19 protein-coding genes are annotated in these 20569 nt (G+C 53.8%); 16 read left to right on the top strand and 3 right to left on the bottom strand.

The window, feature by feature from the left end; translation table 11 throughout:
- Positions 1-6: 6 nt before the first annotated feature.
- Entirely contained in the window at positions 7-918 is a 912-nt protein-coding gene (gene ldcA, locus BWI95_RS18425) for a muramoyltetrapeptide carboxypeptidase (protein WP_076769999.1), read from the bottom strand.
- Positions 919-1019: 101 nt separating this feature from the next.
- Between ldcA and emtA the strand changes: the two genes are divergently transcribed.
- Positions 1020-1634 carry a membrane-bound lytic murein transglycosylase EmtA gene (emtA, locus tag BWI95_RS18420; protein ID WP_023480169.1) on the top strand — a complete coding sequence of 205 codons (615 nt, stop codon included), beginning with the start codon at positions 1020-1022 and terminating at the stop codon, positions 1632-1634.
- On the opposite strand, the gene ycgR is transcribed toward emtA, so the two are convergent.
- Complete coding sequence (ycgR, locus tag BWI95_RS18415) at positions 1635-2366, bottom strand: flagellar brake protein YcgR (protein WP_023480096.1); 732 nt, start codon at positions 2364-2366, stop codon at positions 1635-1637.
- Between the two features lie 209 nt (positions 2367-2575).
- On the opposite strand from ycgR, the gene BWI95_RS18410 reads away from it, so the two are divergent.
- Positions 2576-2827, top strand: a complete 252-nt coding sequence (locus BWI95_RS18410) for a GlsB/YeaQ/YmgE family stress response membrane protein (RefSeq protein ID WP_023480073.1) — start codon at positions 2576-2578, stop codon at positions 2825-2827.
- Positions 2828-2878: 51 nt separating this feature from the next.
- On the opposite strand, the gene BWI95_RS18405 is transcribed toward BWI95_RS18410, so the two are convergent.
- The gene (locus tag BWI95_RS18405; protein ID WP_076769998.1) at positions 2879-4582 is read right to left on the bottom strand and encodes an alpha,alpha-trehalase; all 1704 of its coding nucleotides are present in this window, start codon (positions 4580-4582) and stop codon (positions 2879-2881) included.
- A gap of 970 nt (positions 4583-5552) precedes the next feature.
- Here BWI95_RS18405 and BWI95_RS18400 point away from each other — a divergent pair.
- The 14 genes from BWI95_RS18400 to BWI95_RS18335 all read left to right on the top strand — a co-directional run bounded on the left by BWI95_RS18400 (position 5553) and on the right by BWI95_RS18335 (position 20504).
- On the top strand, positions 5553-6044 hold the full coding sequence (locus BWI95_RS18400; protein ID WP_076769997.1) for a hypothetical protein: 492 nt from the start codon (positions 5553-5555) through the stop codon (positions 6042-6044).
- 23 nt (positions 6045-6067) lie between these two features.
- Positions 6068-6574, top strand: coding sequence for a type VI secretion system lipoprotein TssJ (tssJ, locus tag BWI95_RS18395; protein WP_023480035.1), 507 nt, complete (start codon positions 6068-6070; stop codon positions 6572-6574).
- 23 nt (positions 6575-6597) lie between these two features.
- Positions 6598-7941, top strand: coding sequence for a type VI secretion system baseplate subunit TssK (gene tssK / locus BWI95_RS18390; RefSeq protein WP_042711792.1), 1344 nt, complete (start codon positions 6598-6600; stop codon positions 7939-7941).
- A 17-nt stretch (positions 7942-7958) separates the two neighbouring features.
- Positions 7959-9197 carry a DotU family type VI secretion system protein gene (locus BWI95_RS18385; RefSeq protein WP_076769996.1) on the top strand — a complete coding sequence of 413 codons (1239 nt, stop codon included), beginning with the start codon at positions 7959-7961 and terminating at the stop codon, positions 9195-9197.
- A 3-nt stretch (positions 9198-9200) separates the two neighbouring features.
- Positions 9201-12812: a type VI secretion system membrane subunit TssM gene (gene tssM / locus BWI95_RS18380; RefSeq protein ID WP_076769995.1), complete on the top strand. Its 3612-nt coding sequence runs from the start codon at positions 9201-9203 to the stop codon at positions 12810-12812.
- Positions 12813-12830: 18 nt separating this feature from the next.
- Positions 12831-13541 carry a type VI secretion system-associated protein TagF gene (gene tagF, locus BWI95_RS18375; protein WP_023480097.1) on the top strand — a complete coding sequence of 237 codons (711 nt, stop codon included), beginning with the start codon at positions 12831-12833 and terminating at the stop codon, positions 13539-13541.
- 11 nt (positions 13542-13552) lie between these two features.
- The gene (gene tssA / locus BWI95_RS18370) at positions 13553-14569 is read left to right on the top strand and encodes a type VI secretion system protein TssA (RefSeq protein WP_076769994.1); all 1017 of its coding nucleotides are present in this window, start codon (positions 13553-13555) and stop codon (positions 14567-14569) included.
- Between the two features lie 74 nt (positions 14570-14643).
- A complete protein-coding gene (gene tssB, locus BWI95_RS18365; protein WP_023480163.1) occupies positions 14644-15168 on the top strand; it encodes a type VI secretion system contractile sheath small subunit in 525 nt (174 codons plus the stop codon).
- A 3-nt stretch (positions 15169-15171) separates the two neighbouring features.
- Positions 15172-16674, top strand: coding sequence for a type VI secretion system contractile sheath large subunit (tssC, locus tag BWI95_RS18360; RefSeq protein ID WP_023480123.1), 1503 nt, complete (start codon positions 15172-15174; stop codon positions 16672-16674).
- Positions 16675-16741: 67 nt separating this feature from the next.
- Entirely contained in the window at positions 16742-17173 is a 432-nt protein-coding gene (locus BWI95_RS18355; RefSeq protein ID WP_054803657.1) for a Rap1a/Tai family immunity protein, read from the top strand.
- Positions 17170-17664, top strand: coding sequence for a T6SS effector amidase Tae4 family protein (locus BWI95_RS18350; RefSeq protein ID WP_054803658.1), 495 nt, complete (start codon positions 17170-17172; stop codon positions 17662-17664). The genes BWI95_RS18355 and BWI95_RS18350 overlap by 4 nt, the downstream gene beginning before the upstream one ends.
- Positions 17665-18188: 524 nt before the next feature.
- The gene (locus BWI95_RS18345) at positions 18189-18671 is read left to right on the top strand and encodes an Hcp family type VI secretion system effector (RefSeq protein ID WP_023480099.1); all 483 of its coding nucleotides are present in this window, start codon (positions 18189-18191) and stop codon (positions 18669-18671) included.
- Positions 18672-18833: 162 nt separating this feature from the next.
- Positions 18834-19706, top strand: coding sequence for a peptidoglycan-binding protein (locus tag BWI95_RS18340; protein ID WP_232045424.1), 873 nt, complete (start codon positions 18834-18836; stop codon positions 19704-19706).
- A gap of 3 nt (positions 19707-19709) precedes the next feature.
- A complete protein-coding gene (locus BWI95_RS18335) occupies positions 19710-20504 on the top strand; it encodes a lysozyme inhibitor LprI family protein (protein WP_076769993.1) in 795 nt (264 codons plus the stop codon).
- Positions 20505-20569: the final 65 nt, after the last annotated feature.

Below are 20569 nucleotides of genomic sequence, written 5' to 3'. Positions count from 1 at the left end.
CTTTTTTTACGCCGAGATTGTGGGATGGCCTGTGAGGGTCAGCGTTGATTTTTCAGCATGTTGCAATATGGCGTGCGCACCTAACGGCAACGTGACGGTTTTCGCTTCGTGGCCGAAGTCCAGCCCGGTGATCACCGGGATTGCCACCCGTGAACGTAACCAAGCCACCATCTTCTCTAAAGTGTAGCCCGCATCGTAATCGTTGGGTTGCGCATGGGAGAAACTGCCGAGGATCAGCGCGCGCTGCTGCGCGAGGATCCCACTATAGAGCAGCTGTAACAGCATGCGCTCAACGCGGTAGGGGTGCTCATTGATATCTTCAACCACCAGAATGCCGCCGGGCACTGTTGGCAGCCAGGGGGTGCCAATAAGCGAGGTCAGCATCGCCAGGTTTCCGCCCCATAATCTTCCTTCAACATGGCATTGCGGCCCGTCGCCGTCCCACTCAACGGTAAAGGATTTATTGCGTATTGCCCGCCAGAAGTGCTCCTGCGTAAAGGCATTAAGCGGTTCAGCACCAAAGTTGCCCACCAGCATCGGGCCACTAAAGGTGATGGTGCCGCCCGCCGCCAGCAGGCCGCACTGAATCGCAGTAAAGTCGCTGTGACCACAAATCACCAGCGGTTGCTGCTGCTGGCGTTTGACCAGAGCCTGCCAGTCAATATCGGCCAGCAGCCGGCTTGCGCCGTAGCCACCGCGCACTGGCATAACAATCAGATTTTCCCCAGCCAGACGGGCGAGGTCATTGATGTCCGCCAGCCTTTCAGCTTCACTACCGGCAAAACGTTCCTCACGCCGCGTAATCACTTGTTGGTTATTGACCTGATGGCCCTCGCGGGTCAGCCGTTCAACGGCCAGCGCCGCAGCACGCTGATTGATGCAGTACCCGGAGGGGGCAATTAAATGGAAAGTGGACATGGCATTTCCTTGCTGACATCTCTAAACAAACAGTTATCATGCCGCTAACCCTGGTCATTGTCATCCGCCGTGATGTACAGCTTATATAAGGATTTTCTGGCGTGAAATTAAGATGGTTTGCCTTTTTAGTGGTGCTGCTGGCGGGCTGTAGCTCGACAAAACAGGATTATCGTAACCCCGACTGGAACCCGGAAGTGCCGGTCAAACGCGCGATGCAGTGGATGCCAATTAGCGAAAAAGCCGGCGCGTCGTGGGGCGTCAGCCCGGAACTGATTACGGCGATGATTGCCGTGGAGTCAGGCGGCAACCCGGAGCTGGTGAGTAAATCGAATGCGGTAGGTCTGATGCAGTTGAAGGCCTCAACGGCGGGGCGAGAAGTTTATCGGCGTATGGGCTGGAGCGGGCAACCCTCGACGCGCGAGCTGAAAAACCCGGAGCGCAATATCTCTATGGGCGCGGCCTACCTGAGCATTCTTGAACATGGGCCGCTTGCCGGGATCAAAGATCCGCTGGTGATGCAGTATGCGCTGGTGGTCTCTTATGTGAATGGCGCGGGCGCGCTGCTGCGCACCTTCTCTTCGGACCGCCAGGAGGCGATTGACGAGATTAACTCGTTAAGCCCGAAGGGCTTTTTGCAGCACGTAGCGGAAAAACACCCCGCGCCGCAAGCCCCGCGTTATATCTGGAAAGTACAAAAAGCGATGGATGCGATGTAATTAGCGCACCCGGCTGGCACGTTCGCGCGCCTCGCGCTCCAGCGCAAAGATAATGCGCTGGAGTTCGCGCTCGACGCCCGGGCTGACATTTAAAAAACGAAAGCTCAGCCTTGGCGTGGCGATGGTGTCATTTTTACCATCCACAACTTTGCGCTCACCCACTGCAATCAACTGCGCATCAAAGTAGAACTGCCCCCACGATGCCATATCCAGTTCGACCTGCGAGAAGCGCATGCCCGGCTCGACATTTTCCGGCAAGTCGCCATCAAGCAGTGCACCCATGCCGCCGAGCGAGAGGTCGAACAGACGAAAGCGCAACTGGCTCTTATCGGGTAACTTCGCCTTGCAGAAGTAAGCCGGGTGGAGCGGGGCGCTAATACGGAAATATTCACGACGTTGAATAAACCACAGCGTTTCCGGGAGCGGCGTGATAAACGCAGGCAGATCCTGATAATCGCCAGTGGTGAGCGCATTAAGCGTGAACTCAACCTTTGCGCCATGGGTTTCAGCGGTAATAGTCACTTTACCGGCACGCTGAACGGCGCTGTTTTCATACTCCTGGCTACCAAAATCCATCACCAGCGCCTCGGGGTTAACCTCGAGGATTTTGCTGATAAATTGGCCGCTACCCCAGCTGATGCAAACCGGTACCTGAGTTTTTTGCAGGTCGCGCAAGACGCCCAGCACGGCCAGAGGATTTTGTTTCAGGAACTGCTCACTGTAATTGCTCACGCCGAATGGCTCCTCGATACTGACACAACGTCGATGGTTTATCGGCAATCTATGCCAGAACTTAATACAAATGGTAGAAATTATTTCATTAAATTATGAATTAAATCTGTGAGATGACAGCGCTTTTGCGCAAGACATCTATACTGTACGCAACGCACTACATGGTGGTGTGTTCATTTACACGTCATAAACGAAAGGAGAAAGTGAATATGGGTATTCTCGCGTGGATCGTATTTGGCCTGATTGCGGGCGTAATCGCGAAATTCATTATGCCAGGACGCGACGGCGGCGGCTTCATTCTGACCTGTGTTTTGGGGATTGTCGGGGCAGTAGTCGGTGGTTGGCTGGCAACAATGTTCGGTTATGGCGGCGACATTACGGGCTTTGACATGCACAGTTTTATCGTCGCGGTGATCGGCGCGATTGTGGTGCTGGCGGTCTTCCGCCTTGTACGCCGGTAACGGATCTTCTCTGAAAAAAGGCCGCATTTTTATGCGGCCTTTTTTTATACGCTACTGCGCTACTTTCTGTGCCGTCGGCTCAGCGGCAGGCCTGGCCTCTTCCGCCGGCTGTTTCTGCGGTACGCTGTCGCATGGTTTTTCTTTCGGACAGATGAGATCGAGCATTTTTAGCGTCACGCCGTTACTCCAGCCAAAGCCATCCTGCAGCGGATATTCACCGCCGCCCCCGCCCGTACCGATGGAGCTGACATCATATTTTTCCACCAGCTTCTGTTCGCGATCGTAGGTGTGCTGAACATTGGTCAGGAAGCGCCAGCTGACACTCATCGCCAGTTTTTGGTGGTCGTAGTTCTGCAACCCGGCGGCGGCGACCCACTGCAGCGGTGCCCAACCGTTCGGCGCATCCCACTGTTGACCGCTTTTAACAGTAGTCGTGGTGATGCCGCCCGCTTTTAACAGCCGCGCTTCGGTCACCGCTGCCACTTTGTCGGCGCGATCTTTTGCCGCCGCGTTAACAAACAGCGGATAGAGCGCCGCAGCGGTCAACTGATTACGTACCTTTTTGGTTTTCAGATCGTAATCGGCGTACCAGCCCTCTTTTGTGTTCCACAGATTGGTTTCGATGGCTTTTTGCCGGGCAGTGGCCAGCGCGTCGTAGTGGCTCGCTTTAGCGCTATCGCCAGAGACCTGATAAGCCCGGGAGAGCATCTTCTCCATCTTAAACATCAGGGCATTGAGGTCGACCGGCACAATGCTGGTGGTGCGAATAGTGCCAAGCTGCTCAGGATCGTCCATCCAGCGGGAGCTAAAGTCCCAGCCGGAAGCCGCAGCGGCGCGAAGATCACGGTAGATCTCTGTCGCCGGGCGGTTCGGATTGTTTTTGGCTGTGGTGACATCTGCCAGCCACGACTCCGGGCGCGGCGTGGAGGAATCATCCCAGTAGCGGTTGAGAATGCTGCCATCGCTTAACTTCACCACGCGCTTATTCGCTTCGCCCGGCTGCAGCGCATCAGCGCCCTCCATCCAGTACTGATACTCTTTTTCCATCTGCGGCAGCCAGGTTTTCAGCACCTCATCACCGTCATGTGTCGCCAGTAACTCGACCATTAATGAGAAGAAGGGCGGTTGTGAGCGGCTGAGGTAGTAGCTGCGGTTACCATTCGGAATATGTCCCCAGGTATCAATTTCATAGCCGAAGTTGGCGACCATATCTTCGATTTTGTCCCAGTGGCCGCTTTCGGCAAGGCCGAGCATGGTGAAGTAGCTGTCCCAGTAATAGACTTCGCGAAAACGCCCGCCGGGTACGACATAGGGTTTAGGCAGCGGTAAGAGTGAGTCCCACTTGCCCGCGCTATCGGTGGTGCGCGTCAGTTCTGGCCATAATCCGTCGATATGTTCACGCAGGTTTTGCCCGGCAGGCGGCACATAGGGTTTCCCTTTTTCCGGCAGCGTGAAGTTCACCTCGACGAAATGGCGCAGATCGAAGCTGCTCTGGTTCCGTTGCATGCGGTAATCCGCAAGGATCATCAGTGGGTCGCTCTTGGGCACTGCGTCGGCAAAGGTTTTTTGATCGGGAAAGAGTTTGGCGCTTTGCACATCACTGAATAACGGACCGAGAAGAATGTCGGGAGTTTGCGGCGGGTTTTGCGCTTCAGCCGCGAATGTTGGGGCATTTGCGGCAAGTAATGTTCCACCCAATGCAAGTTGCATGACCAGAAAGAGGGTGCGCGGCTGGCGCAAAACAGGTTTTATCATTGACGTCTCCTTAGCGAGCAAGCAGCGGGCCGCTGCATTCAACCTTGACCAAAACCATAGACGAATCTCAGACAATTCGTGTGCTGTGCCCGGCAATTTGTGTCAATACGGAGAAATTACCTCACGCCTCTGAGCTATTCGGCTGCTCGAAGCGTACGGCAGTGACGACGAGATCCGTCTGTACAGAAGCGAAGGCTGATATCTAAGAGAACGCATATCGGATTGCTTTATTTTTAAACACCGACCCTTTGCTGAATGGATTCGGTTAAGGGTGCTTTATTAGAGTTTAGTCACACTGAATGAAATAAAGTGCAGCGGGTACCTTGTAAAAGCGATTTACTGCGGTAATAGTTTTGCCTGTAACTATCTTTTTTGCAGAATACGAAGAGTAAAAGTCGATATATTTCGCAAAAAAAGAGGCTGCGGCGAAGAAAAGTCCCAAATAAACATTCTTAGCGCAAAGGTTAGCCAGACAATGTGGAATATGAGCTACCAAATATTGTAGTATTGCTTCGCTCTTTTTGACTTTTAGGAATTATCCTATCTCATATTTTGGTCTGTATACTAACGGATTAAGCATATAAAATTTTTATTATTATTCATCACTTTAGGATTATAATTGGCGGCGAGGGATTCATCTCAGAACAAAATTTTGCCGTTTTTCTGCTTAAGTGAAATTATTTCTTGAGATTTATCCTAATTTGCAAAAGAATTAAGTAATAGTTTTTCAACGGCTCGGCAATGATATTGAATTGAATTATCCGATCTGTAAAATCATGTCACGATAGTCAATGAAAAGTAATATTGTTGCGGCGGTCCTCGCGGACAGGCTCGTGCGGTAGCTATGCCCTTAATTCATTATCAGGTCGTTTAACGGACAAGGAACTGAGTCATTCATAACGATTTCATTTCCCCTATCCATAACGATGCACGTCAACACAGTAATATATTTGCAATGGAACAAAACCCTATGAACATGCGAATCGTATTGGCACTTCTTTTTGTATTTGGCGTCTCTGGCTGTGTAAAACATCAGAAACCCGCACCTACCGACGACACAATTGTTACCAGTGAAGTGAATGGCGTAACCCTGACCCACCGTTATGCCGTACTGCCGCCGAAGGAGTTCGAACCGGTTAAACAAGACTACCGCGCACTCTATCCGGCCTCTGTTATGAGCAAACCTGATTTCGGCGGCAAAGTAATTCGCCAGCTGGAAGCGGGCAAAACCTACGTTGTGCTTGGTCAGGTTGAACACTTCTGGATGGCGCTGGCCGATGAAGGTCAGGAAGAGCTGATTGGCTACGTGCCGATGCGTGCGGTCGTTAAAAGCGATCTGTACGAAAAAACGCTGCGTAACGATCGCCGCAAAGTTCAGCGTAAAAAAGCGAACTGCGTAACGGTCGACGGCAGCGGTAAAGCTTGCAAAAACGTTAAATCCGGGACCTGGATCATCGATTAATCCAGCCGTGATGAGTACCTGCTATGAATAATAATTCGGTTGTACGCCAGATTAGCCTGGTGTTTTTCTTTGTGCTGGCCACCCTGGCCAGCGGTTGTGGATCGTCTTCACACAGCGTACCTACCAGCTATAACCTTCAGTTCAGGGCTCATCCGCAAATCAATGAGTCCGCTCCCCTTAAAGTCAGGGTGTTGCTGTTGAAATCGGACGCGACATTTATGTCCGCCGATTTCTGGTCGCTGCAAAACAACGCCGATAGCGCACTGGGCGGCAATTTGCTGAACAGTGATGAGTTCTTCCTGATGCCCGGTCAGCTGTCAAAAACGCTGACTGGCAACAGTTCGCCTGAAGCGCGCTACATCGGCGTGATGGCGGAGTATCAGGCGCTGGACGGCAAAAAATGGCGAATCTCCCTGCCGCTTCCGGTACAGGGGGAGTCTCACTTCTATGAGTTCTGGAAATCGTCAGAAGATGCGCTGGAAGCCAACATCTTTCTCGACGTTAACGGAATACGCGTGATTTCCAAATAGCGCCATCCTGACAGGAATACAGTATGAATAAAGCAGAAAAGGTCGTCTGGACCGAAGGTATGTTTCTGCGTCCCCACCATTTTCAACGCGCGGAAAGCTATCTTCAGCACCATATTCGCGAGTGGGGAACACTGCAGCGCCCCTATCTTTGGGGCTACCTTGATATCGAACTCGACGACGCGATGCTTCGCCAGGGATGCATTGCCGTCAGTTACGCCAGCGGCTTATTGCCAGACGGCACCTTCTTCTCATTCAACGATGCTCGCCAGGCGCCAACCCCGCTGGTGATCCCGGATAATCTCACTAACGAACGTGTCGTGCTGGCGCTGCCAGCCCGTCGCGGCGGTCGTGATGAAGTGATTTTCAGCGAAGAGAAAGATTCGCTGGCGCGCTACATCACATGGGAAAGCGAAGTCGATGATGATAACGCGATGTCCGTTGGTCCCGCTGCGGTGCAGTTTGGGCGCCTGCGCCTGAAACTGATGCTGGAGAAGGATCTCAGCGCAGAGTGGACGGCAATTGGCGTGGCGCATGTGCTTGAAAAGCGCAACGACAACCAGGTTCGCATCGATAATCGCTATATTCCGCCGATGTTAAACGCGGTCAACAACCCCTCACTTTACGCCGTGATGAACGATCTGCAGAGCCTGCTGATGCAGCGCAGCCAGCAGATTGGTCAACGTCTACGCCAGCCTGGGCGTTTCAACACCTCTGAAATGGTGGAGTTCTCGCTGCTGGCACTGATTAACCATCACGTCGGGCAGATGTCGCACCTGAAATCGCTGCCGATGATCCACCCGGAAGAGTTATGGCGCAGCTGGCTGGCGTTTGCCACCGAGCTCACCACCTGGACCGCGGCGCGTTCACCGGAAGAGACGCTCCCCATTTATGACCATGACGATCTCGCTGGCTGCTTCAGTAAACTGCAGCTGATGCTGCGTCAGGGTTTGTCGCTGGTAATGGAAGAGCATGCCATCCAGTTGCCGCTCACCGAGCGTACTCATGGACTGAACATCGCCACGCTGCCTACTACCACGATGGCGCGCGAGTTTGGTTTTGTGCTGGCGGTGAAAGCCAGCGTGCCGGGCGAAATTCTGCAAACCCACTTCCCGGCGCAGATGAAAGTTGCGCCGGTGACCAAAATCCGCGATCTGGTGCAGCTTCAGCTGCCTGGCATGAAGCTACGCAGCATGCCTGTTGCACCGCCGCAAATTCCATGGCACGCCGGTTATAACTATTTTGAACTGGAAAAGGGCGGCGAGCTCTGGAACGAAATGGAAAAATCGGGCGCTTTCGCACTGCATCTGGCAGGCGAATTCCCCGGTCTTGATATGGAATTTTGGGCCATCCGTAGCCCGACGGAATAACACAGCGAGCGCACACTATGCAGCAACAACACGCCTCCGGCAGTGATGCCGTCCTGGCAGGAGCAAGTGGTAACAATCCGCTGGTGGCGGCCGCAAATCCGCTGCTCAATGCGATACCGCAGATCCGCTATTCGGTCTCCCATGACGATCAGAGCGGGCTACGTCAGCACCTGATAGATGAAATCCGCCGTTTTGAAGTGCGCTGCCAGCAATCCGGCCTGGCGTACGAAGTCATCGTGGGCGCACGCTACTGTCTTTGCACCGCTCTGGATGAAGCCGCCGCGCTCACACCGTGGGGCAGCCGCGGCGTGTGGTCCGGCAGCGGCCTGCTGGTGACGTTTCACAACGAAACCTGGGGCGGGGAGAAGTTCTTCCAACTGCTGGCGCGTCTGTCGCAAAACCCGCGCGAGCATATCGCGCTGCTGGAGTTAATTAACTTCTGCCTGCTGCTGGGTTTTGAAGGGCGCTACCGCGTGATGGACAACGGCCGTACACAGCTTGAAACCATCAAGCAGCGTTTATGGCAGATGATCCGCGGCGTGCGGGGTAACTACCCACCGCCGCTCTCGCCGCATCCGGAAGATCAGCCGGTGATGCGCAAATTGTGGCGTCCGGTGATCCCATTATGGGCGTGTGCCGGGCTGGCGGGTTTCCTCGCCTGCCTCTTCTATATCGTCCTCAACTGGCGTCTGGGCGACAACACCAATCCGGTGCTGGCGAAGATCTACCAGACGCAGCTGCCGGAAGTCTCCGTTCAACAGCCAGTGCAGCACGTGCAGCCGGTACTTAACCTGCGCGAGTTCCTGCGTCCTGAAATCAAGGCAGGCCTGGTGGCGGTACGTGATGAGGCCGATCGCAGCGTCGTGACCCTGAAAGGTGACGGGCTGTTTGCCTCTGCCTCCACGGTTGCGCGCGATAGCTACGAGCCGGTCATCGACCGCGTCGCGCAGGCAATGAACAATGTCAGCGGTAAGATCCTGGTGGTCGGCTTCAGTGATAACGTGCCGATCCGCAGCGCCCGTTTCGCCTCCAACTATGAACTGTCGCTGGAGCGCGCACGCTCTGTGCAGTCGCTGCTGCAAAAACACCTTTCGCAGCCGGAGCGTGTGAAAGCCGAAGGGCGAGGGGAGATGGATCCCATCGCGCCGAACAACTCGGCCGAAAACCGCGCGCGTAACCGCCGTGTCGAAATTACTTTGCTTGTGTCGCCGGAAAATACGGCCGCCGAGCTGAACGGACTGCCGCAAGGAAACTAATGGATGAACATGTTGCTTTCGTTGCTGACTAACCGCATTTTGTGGGGTTTCCTTGGCGTTACCGGGCTGGCTGCGGTTATCTGGATGATCGGGCCGCTGCTGTCGGTCGTCGACTCCCGACCGCTGGAGTCCGAGCAAAACCGCATGATCGCCATTGCGGTGATGTACCTGATTTGGGTTCACAGCCACATTGTGCCGCGTCTCTATAATGCGTGGCTCAACCGCAAGCTGATGGACAACCTCAAAAGCGAAGAGGCGAAAGATCCCGCTGAACGTCAACGTCTGACCAGCGACGATCAGGTGCTGAATGACCGTTTCGAAGAGGCGGCACAGGTACTGAAAAAAGCGCACTTTAACCAGCCGGGCCAGCGTGGCCTGTGGACGCAGCGTTTCAGTACCCAGTATCTCTATCAGCTGCCGTGGTATGTGATTATCGGCGCGCCGGGCTCCGGTAAAACGACAGCGCTGGTGAACTCCGGCCTGCAATTCCCGCTCGCCGATCGCTTCGGTAAAACTGCACTGCGCGGTATTGGCGGCACGCGCAACTGCGACTGGTGGTTCACCAATGAAGCCGTCCTGCTGGATACCGCAGGACGCTACACCACGCAGGAGAGCGAGCAGATTCAGGATGCCAGCGAGTGGAATAAATTCCTCGGCCTGCTGCAGAAATACCGGCGTCGCCAGCCGATTAACGGCGTGATTATTACCATCAGTATCGCTGATCTGCTGACCCAGTCTGCTGAAGCTTCGCGCGAGCAGGCACTCAATCTGCGTAAACGTCTTACCGAACTGCACGAACAACTGGGGATTCGTTTCCCGGTCTATGTGCTGGTAACCAAAGCTGACCTGCTTAAGGGTTTCCGCGCCTATTTCTCTGGCTTTGATAAAGCGCAGCGCGACCAGATTTGGGGCTTCACCTTCCCATGGGAAAAAGCGAAGCTCGCCGATTTCGATCTGCAGGGCAGTTTCATTCAGGAGTTTGCCCTGCTGCAACAGCGTCTGGACGCCGGCCTGCCGGATACGATGCTGCGTGAAAGCGATCCGCAGGCGCGCGCCGAGTGTTTCCTCTTCCCGCAAGAGTTTGCCGCGCTGCGTCCGCTGCTGTCTGACTATCTGGATACGATTTTTGCCCGCTCCAACTTTGAGACCGAGTTCTCGCCGCGCGGTATCTATTTCGCCAGCGGCACGCAGGAAGGTCTGCCATTCGATCGGGTGATGGGTGAGCTTAATCGTGCGCTCTCTCTGCCTCAGGGCAAGTCGGGCGACAACTGGGATTCGGTCAGCAAAGATGAGCCGGTGCCAGGTGGTAAAGGGCAGAGCTTCTTTATCAAGCACCTGCTGCAAAACGTTATCTTCCAGGAAGCCGGGATTGCCGGGCAGAACCGCTGGTGGGAGCTGCGCAGCCGTGCAGTGATCTGGTCTGGTTATGCCGCACTGCTGGCGCTGCTGGTTATCCTCAGCGCGCTCTGGTTCACCAGCTACGGCAACAACAAAGATTACCTTGATGAAGTCCAGGCGAAAGTGCCGGCGCTCGATCAGGAGATTAAAGCGCTGCGTAACCGCCAGCAGGGGGATCTGTTTGCCTTACTGCCCCTGCTAAATGGCCTTGCCGAACTGCCGCAGAGTGAAGAGTTCGACATCAATCATCCGCCGATCACCCGCCGGATGGGGCTCTATCGCGGTAACGATGTGTCGGATGCCTCGCAGGCGCTCTACCGAAAAGCGCTGGAGCAGATGCTGCTGCCGGAAGTAGCAATGCGCGTCACCACCTGGCTGCGTAACGACAACGGCAGTGACGTCGAGTACAGCTATGAAGCGCTGAAAGCGTATCAGATGCTCTACCAGCCGAAACATTACGATGGCAAATTCCTGCACTCATGGGTGATGCTCAATCTGGAGCGCAACCTGCCGCAGAACGTTACCAAAGCGCAGATCCGCCAGCTTGAGTGGCACCTGACGCAGTTGCTGGAGCAGCAGATTGTCGCTTCACCCTATGCAAAAGATGACGCGCTCATCAGCCGCGAGCAGGCGTTGATTAACCAGCAGCCACTCTCAACGCGTGTCTATGGACGCCTTAAACGCCTGCTGGAGCGTGATGAAAACCTCAAGCCGGTGTCGCTGGCTACGCTGGGTGGTCCGCAGAGTGAACTGGTGTTCTCGCGTAAAAGCGGCAAGCCGGTGAACGATGGCATTCCGGGGCTCTACACGCCGGATGGTTACTGGAACAGTTTCAATGCGCAGATTGCCCCGGTGACCGCCTCACTGCATGAAGATGACGCATGGGTATTAGGCTCAACCACGCAGCCTGAGGACAAACAGCAGACGGATAATGCAGTGCGCCAGCTCTACGCTCGCGACTTCATTACCATCTGGGACAGCTTCTTAAGCGATATTCAGTTGAATAACAGCGCCGATCTCAATCAGCGCATTAACACCGCGCGCGTTCTCTCCAGCAACAACTCACCGCTGCGCCGTCTGGTGGTTAACCTCAGCCAGCAACTGACGCTGGTGCGCGATGACCCTGCGGCGGCGGAGAAAGAGAAAAGCCCTGAAAGTAGCAATCGCGGTACACAGATGCTGGAGTCGCTCTTCAGCAATCGTGAAAACAACGCTGCGGGCAACGCAGCCGCTAACCAGACGCCTGAACAGCGCGTGACCGAGCACTTTGCACCGATTATCGAACTGGCACAGCCGCTGGAGAAAGGCGGTAAAACCATCGTCTTTGATGATTTCCTCAAGCAAGTTGATGAACTTTATCGCTATCTGACGGCGGTCCAGGATGCCGCAAACAGCGGTATGCCAGCACCGGGTGGCGAAGCAATCAGCCGCCTGCAGGCCAGCGCAGGGCGTTTGCCGGGCGGTCTGCAAACCATGTTCAGTAATATGGCGGTCGGCGCGAGCAGCGATACGCAACGTCGTGATATGGAGAATGTGCGTAAACGCATCAGCGTTGAAGTGGGCAGCTTCTGCCGCCAGGCAATCGCCGGGCGTTACCCGCTGGTGCGTTCTGCCAGCGCTGAAGTGACGCCGGACGATCTGGCGCGTATGTTTGCCCCTGGCACCGGTCTGATGGATGTATTCTTTCGCGATAACCTGACCAATAAAGTTGATACCACGCAGGCCACATGGCGCTTTATGCCGGGGATCGATGGCAAAACGCTGCCGGGAAGCGAAGGGGTGCTGGTCCCGTTCCAGCAGGCACAGTCGATTCGCGATGCCTTCTTTGCCAATGGCAGTGCAACACCCTCTTTTCGTACCACGGTGCGTACAGTGCGGATGGATAACACTATCCTCAATATGACGCTGGATGTGGACGGACAGATCCTGCGCTACAGCCACGGGCCGCAGGCAGTACAAATTGTTAGCTGGCCGGGCACAGGCGGCACCAACCAGGTGCGCATGCAGTTGGGTCTGGCCAATGGTACAACGGCAACACTGGTGACCAACGGCGCCTGGGCGCTGAACCGCTTTTTTGATAAAGCGCGCGTGAGCCCTGGCAGCAGCAGCCTGAGCCGCCAGGCGACATTCACGGTTGACGGGCATCAGGTCACGCTGGAGTTTGCGCCTAACAGTATCCGCAATCCGTTCCAGCTTCCACGATTCGCATGTCCTTGATCCGCAAAGGAACGCCTAATGACTACGACTTCTGCAATTAGCTGGTATGGGAAATTGCCCAGTGCGGGTGATTTTCTCCAGCGCCGCTTTCCAGACGCTCTGCAGCGTCAATGGTCCCACTGGTTTCAGGTGGGATTGATGAACTGGCAAAAAGAGGAGCAGCGCGGCGGTGAACGGCAGTTCAGCAATGCGCCAATCTGGAACTTCGTTGTGCCGCCGATGCTGGGCGGACAGCAGGTTCAGATGGGCTGCCTGCTTCCCGGACGCGATAGCGTTGGCCGCCAGTATCCGCTCTGCGCGCTGATGGCGATCAACCCGCTGGAGTGGTCGCCGCGTCACCTGGCACAAGCGGGTGACTGGTATCAGCAACTGGGTCGCACCATGCTCCACGCCGTACGCAACGGCTATTCGCCGGAGCAGCTCGATCAGGCGCTGCTTGCTATCCCGCCGGTGCAGTTGGCAGAGCCGGAAGCACGCTCTGAAATTCTTGATGTGATTGGTTATGAAGGCGATGGCGAATCATCGATCGGCTGGCAGCAGGCCGCCGAGTGCTTTGATCCGCAGCGTCAGATTAGTTTCTGGTGGACCAACCGTAGCGATGGGTATCCGCTCTACACGCATGTGCACAGCGGCAACTTTACCGGTCAACTTTTTACGCTACTGTTTGAACCGGCAGGCGGCGCAAGACCCGGTCGTCACGGTCTTTACCCACCGATGTTTGATGAATAAGCAGGTTGCGGATGACTATTGAAACGTTACTGGCTCCGGTTACTACGGAGCAGCCGTGCGGTGAAAACCTTGAGTACGACGCCGATTTTCAGGCGATGGAGCAGGCGAGCCTTGGCAAAGCCGAGCAGCAGTTTGGCAGCACCATTATTCCGGCTGAACCGGCTGACTGGACGCGCGTAGAAAAACTGGCCACCGGCTTGCTGTCACGCACCAAAGATATCCGCGTGATGATGGCGTTGACCCACGCCTGGACACGCCGCCGCGGCCTTGAAGGGTATGCGGATGGTTTGCTGTTGCTGGGTCAGGCCCTCTCCCTGTACTGGGACCAGCTCTGGCCATCGCTGACTGACGGCGGCGAGTTTGATCCCTTCTACCGTATTAACGCACTGGCCGGATTAAGCGATAAATCATCGCTAACCACCACGCTTCGCCAGTCCGTATTACTGCGCAGTAACGGCGATGAGATTATCGTGCGTGATGCGCAGTCGCTGCTCGACGGCAGCAAAACAGAGTGTGCAGGCTATCCCGGTGGACGGGTGCGCCTGATTGATGAGTTGACGCGTGGCGGTCAGCCTGGCATTGAAGCTATCGGGCAAATCGAAGGGCGTCTGCAAACCATCCGTACATGGCTGCTGGAACAACTGGGCGAAAGCGGGGTGCCGGAAATGGAACAGTTACTCAAGACCGTGGGTATGATTGCCGGTGTTAGCCGCGCTTCCCGCTCTGATGAACCTGTAGAGACCACATCTGAGCCGCAACCAACGCAGAGCGCTGCGCAACCTGCGGTTGCCGTTCCGCTACCAGCGATGACCGACTGGCGTACCGCGCAGGTCGCCACGCGTGCGGATGCACAGTTAATGCTGGAGAAGGTAAAACAGTACTTTGCCCAGCATGAGCCGAGCCACCCCGCACCGCTGATGATCGACCGCGTGCAGCGATTAATCGAGCTGGATTTTATGGAGATCATTCGCGATCTGGCGCCGGACGGCGTCAATCAGCTACAAAATATTTTTGGGCGTCAGGAGTGACGCAAACCGCGTTATGACGGCAGGCGTGTTGCCTGTCATCAAACCTTCACCGCGTATATTCGATGGAGAACATCATGGCAATGAGTAACAGTGGTCAGAAATTTATCGCCCGCAACCGTGCGCCGCGCGTACAGATCGAGTACGACGTGGAAGTTTACGGCGCGGAGCGCAAAATCCAGCTTCCGTTTGTGATGGGCGTAATGGCGGATCTGGTAGGGAAACCGGTGGAGAACTTACCTTCTATTGAAGAGCGTAAATTCCTCGAGATCGACGTCGACAACTTCGATGAACGCATGAAAGCGCTGAAACCGCGCGTCGCGTTTAACGTAGACAACACCCTGACTGGTGATGGCCGTCTGAACGTGGATTTAACCTTCGAAAGCATGGATGACTTCCTGCCGGACGCCGTTGCCCGCAAAGTCGAACCGTTGAACAAGCTGCTGGAAGCGCGTACCCAGCTCTCTAACCTGCTGACCTATATGGACGGTAAAAACGGTGCTGAAGAGCTGATTGCAAAAGTGCTGCAGGATCCGACCCTGCTGAAATCACTCAGCCAGATGCCGAACAGTGACGAGAGTGCGCAAGGTAAAGAGGAATAATTGATGAGCAATCCTTCTCAACAACAAGAACTGCAGCAGGGTGCCCAGTCCTTTAGCCAGGACGAGTTCAGCTCTCTGCTCAATAAAGAGTTTCGTCCAAAAACCGATCAGGCGCGCTCTGCGGTTGAAAGCGCGGTGAAAACGCTGGCGCAGCAGGCGCTGGAAAACACCGTTACATTCTCATCCGACACCTATCGCACCATCCAGAATCTAATTGCCGGTATTGACGAGAAGCTGTCGCAGCAGATCAACCAGATTATTCACCACGAAGATTTCCAGAAGCTGGAGAGCGCCTGGCGCGGTCTGAGCCACCTGGTGAATAACACTGAAACCGATGAGATGCTGAAGATCCGCTTTATGAGCATCTCCAAGCAGGAGCTGGGTCGCAACCTGAAACGCTATAAAGGCGTCGGCTGGGATCAGAGCCCGCTGTTCAAAAAGATCTACGAAGAAGAGTATGGCCAGTTCGGTGGCGAACCGTTCGGCTGCCTGGTGGGCGACTACTACTTCGACCACAGCCCGCAGGATGTGGAGCTGCTGGGTGAAATGGCGCGCATTGGCGCGGCCTCACACTGCCCGTTCATCACCGGTACTGCACCAAGCGTGATGCAGATGGAGTCCTGGCAGGAGCTGGCGAACCCGCGCGATTTGACGAAGATCTTCCAGAACACCGAGTACGCCGCATGGCGTTCGCTGCGTGAGTCTGAAGATGCGCGTTACCTGGGCCTGGTTATGCCGCGCTTCCTCGCGCGTCTGCCGTACGGTATTCGTACCAACCCGGTCGACAGCTTCGATTTTGAAGAAGAGACCGATGGCGCGAACCACAACAACTACACCTGGTCGAATGCCGCTTACGCGATGGCGACCAACATCAACCGCTCCTTTAAAGAGTATGGCTGGTGCACCTCCATCCGCGGCGTTGAGTCTGGCGGTGCGGTAGAAAACCTGCCTTGCCACACCTTCCCGAGCGATGACGGCGGCGTGGACATGAAGTGTCCGACCGAGATCGCTATCAGCGATCGCCGTGAAGCAGAACTGGCGAAAAACGGCTTTATGCCGCTGATCCATCGCAAAAACTCCGACTTTGCTGCCTTTATTGGCGCGCAGTCGCTGCAAAAACCGATGGAGTACCACGACGCTGATGCCACCGCCAACGCGCGTCTGGCTTCCCGTCTGCCGTATCTCTTCGCCTGCTGCCGTTTCGCGCACTATCTGAAGTGCATCGTGCGTGACAAAATCGGCTCCTTCCGCGAGCGTGATGAGATGGAACGCTGGCTGAACGACTGGGTGATGAACTACGTCGACGGTGACCCGGCAAACTCCTCGCAGGAGACCAAAGCGCGTAAACCGCTGGCTGCTGCAGAAGTGCAGGTGCAGGAGATCGAAGACAACCCAGGCTACTACGCAGCGAAGTTCTTCCTGCGTCCGCACTACCAGCTGGAAGGTCTGACCGTTTCTCTGCGTCTGGTTTCAAAACTGCCGTCGCTGAAAACCAAAGAGGCGTAAGGCTGTAAGACCGTAAGCGCGATGCGCTTACGGTCAATCAATAATTTTCGTAACAGAGGGATTTGTGATGAAAACAAATATAGCTATTGCAGGTAGCCTGCTCATTTTTTCCGCATTGTCCGGTGCTGAGACCAGAACTTATCAATATCCTCAGGCGGATGCGTTACCGGAAGATTCAACAACGAACCTTCTGCGCGATCCGGCATTATTGAATGGCTTTGATGTCAATATGAGCACAAAGCGTTTTGCCGATGCCTGGTTTTCTAAAACAAATGAACGCGAACGCATCAAAGCGGATATGTACCTTCTGGGAGTGCTTGATACCACCGAGGGGAGTGTCTGGTGCGGTTATAATCGACTTCTGCCTTCGTCGATTCATGAAAATCTTTACTCATATCTCGAAAACCTTACTGCAGAAAAAGCAAAGCAGCGTGCATCGAAAACAATTGTTGATGCCATGTCTGAATTAGCACCGTGCAAAAAGGGAAATAAAAAATGAGACCATTATATGAACAACTTAAACGCCATCATCACTCTTCCTTAAAGCATAAACCTGGCTATCTTTCTCCAGAAGCGTTGTTTCAAGAAATTGGTTATGACTTTCATAAGTTGAAACGCGATAACCCCGATTTCGAAAACACGTGTGCTGTCAGAATGAGCATGGCGCTGTTGAAAAATAATATTGATTTTGTTGGCCGGATGATCATTAAAGATGGCCCATACAAAGGTAAAAAAATAGAGCCGGGCGCTAAACTTATGGCCGATCAACTCTATAAAGATAATGTTTTCGGCAAAGCTGAAGTCTACCGTGATGCCCGCGAAGCGGGGAGGAAATTACGTAATCGTAGAGGCGTTATCTACTTCCACAGAATTTCGGGTTATGGCGGCGGTCATATCGACTTGCTTGAACCAGTGGCTGAGAACGAAATAGATTGCAATAGTGGTTGCCATACTAACTGCAAAGAGATTTGGTTTTGGGAGTTGAAGTGATTTTTGTGAGTAAGCTGTATGTAAATCGTGCCTTATTCTAACGTTTACTTCGTTATCGTTTATGCAGCGCCCGAACAAAATCAAATGGTATTTATGATAAATTCTGTGGGTCTCATTTGATCCTGAAAACGAGTTTGGAAGTCAATACCTGAATTAAGCAGTTTAACAATTCCCGTAACACGTTCCATAATAATAACGCCCATTGGGTTGCAGGGGTTGTATTGAATTTTATTGGGGAATCAAGGTCCTGAGACAGACAGGTTGAGAAGAGTAGTGCTATTTAACTATGCGGATTTTACTCGGGTTCAGGATTTCCCTAACGAATAATCTTCATAATTAATTAACACCCACGAATTATTTTTCTTGTAAAAGAGAAAACGAATTTCTGAAGAAACATCCGTTTTTTCGGAATGTAAAGAGGCAGAGGTAAAATATGGACGGTTTTATTCAGCCCCATTCTTACCCATTTGCCATATAAGCGCTTTTTCGAAAGCAATATTTATCATTAACGAAGAGTAAATATTATGGCTATTGATATGTTTCTGAAGGTCGATGGAGTTACGGGCGAGTCCAAAGACTCTAACCACACCGGCTGGACTGATATCACATCTTTCTCCTGGGGTGCTTCACAGCCAGGGAACATGAGTGTTGGCGGTGGCGGCGGTGCCGGTAAAGTCAATTTCAACGACCTGCATGTAAATGCACTCATTGACAAATCCACTACCGCTATCCTGAAGCACTGCTCCAGCGGCAAGCATCTGACCAAAGTTGAACTCTCTGTCTGCAAAGCAGGTGGTCAGCAGGTTGAATATGCTCGCATCACTCTGGAAGACGTGCTGGTGACCTCCGTTCAGTACACCGGTGCTGACAACGGCGACACCGTAGGTGTGACCTATGCGTTCCAGGCTGCGAAAGTGAAACAGCAGTACTGGGAGCAGTCCTCTTCCGGCGGTAAAGGTGCTGAAACCAGCGCTGGCTGGAACATCAAAGAAAACAAAGAAGCGTAATTGCTTCGGTGAGCCCGCAAGGGCTCACCCTGTTTTCGTTCTGATAAACACCACACATTTCCTCTTTAGTTTTGACTTCCTCTTATCAAATAGCGTGTTTCCTGCAACAGAGAGCTATTGCTACTCAAACGCAGCAGCTTTGCTGAAAGCTGTGTCGTTTGAATGCGTATAAATATTAAAGAATATTTTGAGGATGAACGAATGAGTGTTCTGCGCAAGGGTGATCGTGGTACGAATGTCAAAGAGTTACAACAACTGCTGAGTAAGGCAGGGTTTAACGTCGGTGATGATGGTATTTTCGGCTTAAAAACGGAAATGGCTGTCAAACAGTTCCAGGCTAAACAGAATCTCCATGTGGACGGTATTGTCGGGCGTCGTACGCTCGCTGCATTGGGTAAACCCGTGACAACCCGCGCGCCGCAGCCGCCGATCTCTGGCAGCGCAGGGCGTCAGGCGGTTGGCGCAATGGATATTTCCGCCAGCGGTATGAGCTTCATTTTTCATCGTGAAGCCTGGGCGAACAAAAGCTGTTATCTGCACTGGCCAGGCGGCGCAAGCGGCGTTACGCTTGGGCCTGGCTACGATATGAAAGAGCGATCTGAGCAGTCCATCAAAGCTAAAATGATGGAAATTGGTATCGATGCCATTACAGCAGAGAAGATCAGTAAAGCCGCCGGGCTGAAGGACGACAAAGCGAGCCAGTTTGCGAAAGATAACGCCAAACTGGTGCGCCTGACGGATGAGCAGGAGACAAACTTACTGCGTGCAACGGTACCCCCGTATGTCAACAGTGTCAGAAATGGTATTTTTGTGCCTCTCAAACAGTATGAGTTTGATGCACTGGTCTCCTTCGCTTATAACCCAGGAGGACGACTGAGAAATGTGTTTGGCTTTATCAACCGTGGGCAGATCTCTGACGCGATGACGGAAATTAAACGCGCCGTTACCAGTAATCATAAAGTGGTGAAAGGCTTGATTAATCGTCGCAACTTTGAAGTGAATCTTTACTTAAACGGCGACTATGGGAATAACTGACCGATGAAGACGCATAAAATTGTGATGCTGACGGCGGCAATCTCCGCCGCGACCCTGTTGCCGTCACTGGCGCTGGCGGCGAAGTCGCTGGTTACGGGCGAGTGGCAGGTTAAGCAAGCTTTTATCAATACGGAATCTGAACGTACCCTGAACTATCAGTTCAATGACGATCGCCTGGTGGGACGCTTTCTGAGTGTGACCGATAAGGGGATCTCTACGTCACTGCCGGGTGGGTCAAACTGCCAGTCACCGACGATAAAAGAGAACGGTTCTACGCTTAACGCCTGGGTTGCGGCAACGCAATCTATTCCTGAGAAAGACGCAGCTAAAACCTATGAGCTGGGCTTAGACGGTAAAGCGAAAGCGCAGGTTGAGAACATTACCTGTGCATCAGGAAACTTTTCTAACGGTGATCCGGGCGCTGATGCCAGTTTCGCAGTGGTGAACAAAAGCGTACTGCTCAACTGGACGGATGGCACCATCCTGTTACTCGCGCCGGTAGATAAAAACAGCAAGCCGAAAGCGTCGTTCGACTGCGCTAAAGCGGCTTCTGCGCCGGAAAAAGCGATCTGTAGCGATCGCGAGCTGGCGTCACTGGACAACAGCGTCGCGCGCTCCTACCGCTCTTTCCGCCAGGAAGCGGTTAAAGTGGGTAACAAGGACCTCGACAAGCAGCTGCAATCACAGCAGAAAGCGTGGTTAAGCCAGCGTAATAGCTGTAACGCGGATACAGAGTGCCTGAAAAAATCGATGAACGATCGTCTGGAAACCCTGGCACATAGCCTGGATGGCGTCTGAGTCGTTTCACAATAGCGGGGAGGGCGCACTGCCTTCCCCGCAGTGGGCTGAATAAACGCCTCCAG

This window comes from Kosakonia cowanii JCM 10956 = DSM 18146, assembly GCF_001975225.1.
Taxonomy (GTDB): Bacteria; Pseudomonadota; Gammaproteobacteria; order Enterobacterales; family Enterobacteriaceae; genus Kosakonia; species Kosakonia cowanii.
This window is presented reverse-complemented; position numbering and strand designations above follow the sequence as displayed.

What these genes read in the sequence shown, in the direction of transcription:
- ldcA (WP_076769999.1), bottom strand. Translation starts at nt 918, where the DNA reads ATGTCCACTTTCCATTTAATTGCCCCCTCCGGGTACTGCATCAATCAG.
- BWI95_RS18410 (WP_023480073.1), top strand. Translation starts at nt 2,576, where the DNA reads ATGGGTATTCTCGCGTGGATCGTATTTGGCCTGATTGCGGGCGTAATC.
- BWI95_RS18405 (WP_076769998.1), bottom strand. Translation starts at nt 4,582, where the DNA reads ATGATAAAACCTGTTTTGCGCCAGCCGCGCACCCTCTTTCTGGTCATG.
- BWI95_RS18400 (WP_076769997.1), top strand. Translation starts at nt 5,553, where the DNA reads ATGAACATGCGAATCGTATTGGCACTTCTTTTTGTATTTGGCGTCTCT.
- tssJ (WP_023480035.1), top strand. Translation starts at nt 6,068, where the DNA reads ATGAATAATAATTCGGTTGTACGCCAGATTAGCCTGGTGTTTTTCTTT.
- tssK (WP_042711792.1), top strand. Translation starts at nt 6,598, where the DNA reads ATGAATAAAGCAGAAAAGGTCGTCTGGACCGAAGGTATGTTTCTGCGT.
- BWI95_RS18385 (WP_076769996.1), top strand. Translation starts at nt 7,959, where the DNA reads ATGCAGCAACAACACGCCTCCGGCAGTGATGCCGTCCTGGCAGGAGCA.
- tssM (WP_076769995.1), top strand. Translation starts at nt 9,201, where the DNA reads ATGAACATGTTGCTTTCGTTGCTGACTAACCGCATTTTGTGGGGTTTC.
- tagF (WP_023480097.1), top strand. Translation starts at nt 12,831, where the DNA reads ATGACTACGACTTCTGCAATTAGCTGGTATGGGAAATTGCCCAGTGCG.
- tssA (WP_076769994.1), top strand. Translation starts at nt 13,553, where the DNA reads ATGACTATTGAAACGTTACTGGCTCCGGTTACTACGGAGCAGCCGTGC.
- tssB (WP_023480163.1), top strand. Translation starts at nt 14,644, where the DNA reads ATGGCAATGAGTAACAGTGGTCAGAAATTTATCGCCCGCAACCGTGCG.
- tssC (WP_023480123.1), top strand. Translation starts at nt 15,172, where the DNA reads ATGAGCAATCCTTCTCAACAACAAGAACTGCAGCAGGGTGCCCAGTCC.
- BWI95_RS18355 (WP_054803657.1), top strand. Translation starts at nt 16,742, where the DNA reads ATGAAAACAAATATAGCTATTGCAGGTAGCCTGCTCATTTTTTCCGCA.
- BWI95_RS18350 (WP_054803658.1), top strand. Translation starts at nt 17,170, where the DNA reads ATGAGACCATTATATGAACAACTTAAACGCCATCATCACTCTTCCTTA.
- BWI95_RS18345 (WP_023480099.1), top strand. Translation starts at nt 18,189, where the DNA reads ATGGCTATTGATATGTTTCTGAAGGTCGATGGAGTTACGGGCGAGTCC.
- BWI95_RS18340 (WP_232045424.1), top strand. Translation starts at nt 18,834, where the DNA reads ATGCGTATAAATATTAAAGAATATTTTGAGGATGAACGAATGAGTGTT.
- BWI95_RS18335 (WP_076769993.1), top strand. Translation starts at nt 19,710, where the DNA reads ATGAAGACGCATAAAATTGTGATGCTGACGGCGGCAATCTCCGCCGCG.